The sequence below is a fragment of the Methylobacterium ajmalii genome, from assembly GCF_036448855.1.
Lineage (GTDB): Bacteria > Pseudomonadota > Alphaproteobacteria > Rhizobiales > Beijerinckiaceae > Methylobacterium > Methylobacterium ajmalii.
The window spans coordinates 89,755-95,949 of the sequence record NZ_JAZFXT010000064.1 but is presented as its reverse complement, the minus strand read 5'-3'; the positions used below and the strand labels follow the sequence as shown (position 1 = coordinate 95,949).

At 70.5% G+C, this 6,195-nt stretch carries 3 protein-coding genes; 1 reads left to right on the top strand and 2 read right to left on the bottom strand.

Translation table 11 applies throughout. From position 1 onward, the window contains the following. Both V3T34_RS26675 and V3T34_RS26670 read right to left on the bottom strand, forming a co-directional pair. On the bottom strand, positions 1–2,384 hold a 2,384-nt coding region (locus V3T34_RS26675), incomplete at its 3' end, for an autotransporter-associated beta strand repeat-containing protein (RefSeq protein ID WP_331369323.1). A 626-nt stretch (positions 2,385–3,010) separates the two neighbouring features. Further along, positions 3,011–4,687, bottom strand: coding sequence for a methyl-accepting chemotaxis protein (locus tag V3T34_RS26670; protein ID WP_305079425.1), 1,677 nt, complete (start codon positions 4,685–4,687; stop codon positions 3,011–3,013). A 385-nt stretch (positions 4,688–5,072) separates the two neighbouring features. Between V3T34_RS26670 and V3T34_RS26665 the strand changes: the two genes are divergently transcribed. Continuing rightward, a complete protein-coding gene (locus V3T34_RS26665; RefSeq protein WP_060849980.1) occupies positions 5,073–6,134 on the top strand; it encodes an HD-GYP domain-containing protein in 1,062 nt (353 codons plus the stop codon). The last annotated feature ends 61 nt before the right edge of the window (positions 6,135–6,195 follow it).

The following is a 6,195-nucleotide window of genomic DNA, read 5'->3' as shown; positions in this document are numbered from 1 at the left end:
TCGACTTGCGCCGGCTGGTAGCGCAGCGTCGGGGTGAGGAAGGCGAGGTTGGAGGAGACGCCCGCGAAGGTGCCGGAGACGCCGCCCGCGGCCGACAGGATGGTGTAGCCGGTGCGGGGGGCGTAGGCGCCGTTTTGCGCCAGCACCCGGACGGTGCCGCCCTGGATCGTGGCGGTGCCGGTGGCGGCGAGGCGGTCGGACTGGCCGCCCGCGTCGGTCTCGACCTGGAAGGTCGAGCCGGCGGCGAAGCTGGCGTTGCCGGCGACCGTGAGGGTGCCGAGGGAGTTGCCGGGGGCGATCGTGGCGCCGGATTGCGCCGCCACCCCGCCGACCGTGCCGGTGCCGCCGAGCCGCGCGCCCGCGCCGACCGTGACGGTCGAGCCGGCGAGCGAGCCGTTCACCGCCAGGGCGCCACCGAGCACCGCGGTCGCGCCGGTGAAGCCGCTCTGGCCGGTCAGGGTCAGGGTGCCGGCATTGATCTTGGCGAGCGTCCCGGTGCCCGAGACGGCGTTCGCCATCGTGGCGTCGCCGGCCTGGTCGAGAACCAGGCTGGCATCGTTGCGGATCGCACCCGAGCCGAAGGCCCCGGCGTGGCCCACCAGCGTGCCGCCCGCGACGGTGGTGCCGCCCGCATACGAGTTGGTGCCGGTCAGCACCAGAGTGCCGCTGCCGGCCTTGGTGAGCGAGCCCTGGCCGGAGATGTCGTTGCGCCAGGTGTCGAAGGCCGAGGTGCCACCCTGGGCGGCATCCATCGTCACGGTGACGGCGCGGGAGAAGGCGCCGTAGCCGTCGAAGGCGGCGTAGAGGTTCAGCCGGCCCCAGCCGTCATAAGTGTTGCCGCTCAGGAGCGGAGTGCCGGAGGGCAGGCCGGTGCTCGCCAGCACCTCCGTGCGCTGGGCGTCGGTGAGGTAGGGGAAGCGGGTGAGCAGCAGCACCTGCGCCTGAAGCGGCACGTCGGCGATCGTCATCGGCATGACCGGGCCGGTGGGCTGGAAGCCGTAGGTCAACCGGGCCGTGTAGTCCGCCTTGTTCTGCGCCGTATTGCCGAAGGCGTCCTGGCTGCCGGAGGCGGCGTTGAGACAGGCGGCGACGCTCGACGCGCCGCAGGCCGAAGCGAGGTAGGACTGCGTCTGGCGGTAGGCCTGGTAGACGCCGTAGGCGGTCGTGTTCGCCGGGTTGGTCCAGTCGACCCGGTTGCCGCTCGCGTCGTAGAGCGCGCCGTAGATGTTGGTGGCGACGATCGCCGTCGATTCCATCCGGCCGCCGATCACGTCGGCGGGCGAGTGCATGCCGGCGAGGATGCGGTTGTAGCCGAGCTCCGAGGCCCGGGTCAGGAGCTGCTGGGCCCGTTCCGGCACCAGGAAGGCGGTGGCCAGCGCCTGCATCGTGCCGGAATTGGTGTGGCCGCTCGGATAGGCCCCGTCGGCATAGGGGTTGGTGCTGTTGATGATCGGCTGCAGGAGCGTCGGGATGTTCACGTCGGTCGAGACGCGGTAGGGCCGCGGCGAGGTGCCGATGCCCGGCACGTAGTCGCCGACCCCGAAGGTCGCCGCGGTGAAGACGGAACCCGAGAAGGTGCCGACATTCGGCACGGTCAGCGGCCGGCCGCCATTGGCGTCGATCATTCCTTGCGTCACGGTGAAGCCCCGCACCCACCGATCCGCTGTGCCGTAGACCGCCGGGACGGAAAAATTCGCCAGGTAGGTCGGCACCACCAGGGCCGCGGTATCGCGGGTCGAGAGGCCGGCCTTGTTCGTCGTCGCGCTGTAGTTGCCGAAGCGGGGATCGAGCGGGTCGATGGCCGGATTGGCGCCCTGGTAGCGGGCAAAGATGCGCTTGGCCGGCTCGGTCGAGCCGCTGGCGCGGGCGACATCGTCGATGAAGGCGACGGCCGCCGCGAGCGGCGTCGCCGTCCCATTGCCGAAGGTCCGCGACCCGGCATTGGCATCGTTGCCGGTGCGGATGTTGGCGGCGTAGTCGGCGAGCGTCGTGGCGACGTAGGTGGTCGGCGTCAGGCTCGTCGGCGTGGTGCCGGAAAACGAGGCGCCGGCGCCGGTGAGATAGGCCGATGTCAGCGGCCCGAGGCCGTTGAGGATGCTGTAGGCCTGGCCGGTGCGGTCGTCGTGGATCGCCGCCAGGGTCTGCGCGTCGGTGCGCGCCCGCGTCATCGCGACGACGGTCTGGTAGTTCTGGGTCAGCACCGCCGGGTTGCCGGTCACGAGCCCGGTATACGAGTCGAGCACGCGGTTCATCACCGTGCCCGGATTGACCGAGGTGCTGTTGGCAAAGCCCACCGGCGGCGAGGTCGGAACCCCTTGTGCCCACGCGTCGATCGGAAACAGGCATGTCGCCGCCAGAAGCGCGGCGTTGAGCGTCGGACGCATGGACCCCTCGAGAGATTTTTCTCTATCGCGGGCCGGCGCCTAGCGTGGCCATATGAAGTCCCGATGACGATGTGCCGATGGAAATATCAGGAAACATCAAGTTCGACATCGAGGATCTGCGATCCGTTCCGGCGGCAGCGTTGCGCCGATGCTTTGGATGGGCTTTTTGAAGATTTTACGACATGACTTTACGTCATTAGGGCATGTGAAGCGGCTCGCTTCGCCTGTTGCCAGCCGTCGGACGCCGCTGTCCGGGCAGTCCGGACCTCCGGCGCGGTGGGGAGCGGCGTCTGGTGGGCCGAATTGAAAATCTCGTCTCACGCTCGCATTCATTCTGAGATGCTGGCCGATCCCAGATCGACCGATCTCAAAGAAGTTTCAAAAAACTATCTGCAAATAACCGAATGTATTGTTCACGATTATATGATAATTGATGGGCAGAAATAACGGATCAGGTTTTCGATCGGTATAAAATATCTTCGTGATCACCAGTAATTATGTCGAGAAAACCCTCGAAAGATCCGGAGGCGTCGGCGATGCACGCAGCCCGCTCCCGGTCGAAGCGCGCGGGACGGCTTCCCTGGGGATGCCGCCCGATCGCCGGAAAACTCTCCTGCGGTCTCGCCTCACGCCGCCCTGACCGAGGCGAGGAAGCGCGCGACCTCGCCGCCGAGATGCTCCGACTGGTGCGACAGGGCGGAGGAGGCCGAGAGCACCTGGCTCGCCGAGAGGCCGGATTGCTCGGCGGCACCCGCCACCGCCGCGACGTTGCCGGTGACCGATTCGGTGCCGAGCGCCGCCTGGGCGATGTTGCGCACGATCTCGCGGGTCGCCGCGCCCTGCTCCTCGACCGCCGCGGCGATCGCGGTGGCGACGCCTGCGATCTCCTCGATCCGCGTGGTGATCCCGCCGATCGCCCCGGCCGCCAGACCGGTGGAGGCCTGGATCGCGGCGATCTGCGAGGTGATCTCCTCGGTGGCGCGTGCCGTCTGGCCGGCCAGTTCCTTCACTTCCGCCGCCACCACCGCGAAACCGCGGCCGGCCGCACCCGCGCGCGCCGCCTCGATGGTGGCGTTGAGCGCCAGGAGGTTGGTCTGGGCGGCGATCGACGAGATGAGCCCGACCACGTCGCCGATGCGATGGGTCGCCTCGGTCAGGGTGCGGACCTGGTCGGCGGTCCGGCCGGCTTCCGCCACCGCGGCCTGGGCGAGCTGGGCCGAGCCGTCGACCTGGCGGCCGATCTCGCCCACCGAGGCACCGAGTTCCTCGGCTGCCGCCGCCACCGTGCCGACGTTGGAGGAGGCTTCCTCGGCCGCCGCCGCCACGCTGGTCGATTGCGCGGCGGTCTCCCGCGCCGCCGCGGTCATCGCCTCCGCAGTCGCCTGCAACTCGGTCGCGGAGGCCGAGACCTGGCCGACGATGCCGCCGACCGCCGTCTCGAAGGCGTCCGCCATCTGGCGCATCGCGGCGCGGCGCTGCTCCTCGGCCGAGGCCCTGGCGAGCGCGGTCTCCTCCTCCAGGGCGCGAGCCCGCTGCATGCTCTCCTTGAACACCTGCACGGCGCCCGCCATCGCGCCGATCTCGTCGCTCCGGCCGACCGCCGGCACCGGCTCGTCGAGCCGGCCGCGCGCCAGCGCCGCCATGCTGCCCGACAGCGCGGTTAGCGGCCGGGCGATGCCGCGCCCGATCAGCGTCGCGACGACGCCGACGACGAGCGCCACGAGGCCGGCCCCGGCGAAGAGGTTGCGCAGCCAGGCATGGACCTGGGACGCGGTATCGTCGGCGAAGACGCCGGTGCCGACCACCCAGCCCCAGAGCGCGAACAGGCGCGCGTAGGACAGCTTCTCGACCGGCACGTCGGAGCCGGGCCGGAACCAGGTGTAGGTCTCGAAGGCGGCGCCGTCCGCCTCGACCTTGCGCATCATCTCGGCGAAGAACCGGCGGCCCGACGGCTCGGTGAAGGTGCTCGCGTCCCGGCCGATCATGCGGGCATCGGCATGCGCGATCATCCGCGACTGCCGGTCGTTGACCCAGAAGAACTCCTTGCCGCCGTAGCGCAGGCCGGTGACCGCCGCCGCGGCGGCGGCCTGCGCCGCCTCCCGGGTCATCCGGCCGGCCCGCTCCTCGGCCTCGAAATGCGCGAGCAGGCTGTGGGCGGTCTCCACCAGGTCCTTCGTCTTGAGGGCGCGAGCCCCGCTCACCGCGCCGGCGAGGTCGTAGGCGGCGAGGCCCAGGATCAGGGCGAGCCCCACGAGGGCGACGCCCGTCAGGGACTGGATCCGCGCGGCGATCTTGAGCGACATGGCAGGCTTCCGGATGCGACGGGCCACGCCCGCTCGCCGGGTGCGGACCGGCGGGCGGGATGGGCGTGGCGTGTCGAAGGGAGGTTCCGATCGGGTCGGCTTGTCCGTTGCGTCTGACGCCTAACAGTTACGATCGTCATAACGCATGGTCAGGTGCCGCCGTGCAGCCCCCATTCACAGGTTGTATCCATCGGCCGGCGGCAGCTTTGCGTACGGGTGCTCGGGCGAGGCCGTCGTGCCCGTGCGACGACGCTCCACGGCGTGCCGACGACCCGATCTTTAGCTTGCCGCCCCGCCGCCTCCGCCATCGCCGTAAGCATTTGTTCGGGACTAAACCTGTAATCGAGGGATGCAGGAGAGCCGTGCGGCTGCCGGGAGGGACGCGATGCCCGACGAGAGGACCTTCGTCCTCGTGACAGACAGGCCGGATCGCAGTGCCGCGATCAGCGCGGCCCTGCGGGGGATCGGCCTCTGCGACGTCGTCGGCCCCGATGAGACGTGGCGGGGCCGCCGGGCGCTCGCCGGGGTGGTCTCGGACATGACCCTGGCCCGGCCGGAAGCCGACCACTGCCTGCGTACCCTGCAGCGCCGGTTCCCCGACAAGAACCTTCCGGTGATCTGCCTCCTGCGGAAGGCGACCCAGGACGCGCTGCGCCACGCCAAGACCCTCGGGGCGACGGTGTGCATGCCGGCCTACGTGCCGCCCGAGACCATCGTGGCGGCCCTCGCCAACCAGGTCGGGATCGTCGCCGAGGGCGAGGCGCAGACGGTGAGCCAGGGCGTGGCCCGGGCCGGCGAGGCGTTGAACGGCCTTCTCGCCGAGGCGCGGGCCGGTCAGCCGCTGCGCATGGGCGCCGTCGAGGCCGGCCTCGGCCCGATCCTGACGGCGGTGCGCGAGGGCGGCCTCGCCCGCTGGCTCGACACGGTGTGGACCCACGACGACGCCACCTACCAGCACTGCCTGCTGGTCGCCGGCCACGCCGCGCAGTTCTCGCTGCATCTGGGCTTCCGCCACGAGGACCAGCTCCGCTTCGTGCGCGCCGCGCTGATCCACGACGTCGGCAAGGCCCGCATTCCGCTTGAGATCCTCAACAAGCCCGGCCGGCTCACGCCGGACGAGATGGTGGTGATGCGCACCCACGCCGCCATCGGCCACGAGATCCTGGTGGCGGGCGGCGAGCGCGACCCGATCACCCTCGCGGCCGCGCGCCATCACCACGAGATGTTGGACGGGTCGGGATATCCCGACGGCCTCGTCGGCAGCCAGATCGGCGACATCGTGCGCCTGCTCACCATCTGCGACATCTACGCCGCCCTGACCGAGCGCCGCCCCTACAAGGCGCCGATGCCGATGGCCGACGCGATGGCGATCCTGTCCGCCATGGACGGCAAGCTCGAAGCCCGCTTGGTGCAGTCCTTCGGCGAGTCGCTCAAGGCGGCGGGCTGAGCCGCCTCCGCGCCGCGGAGCGGCCGCCGAACGACCGTCGGGTCGACGGAGACCCGGTCCG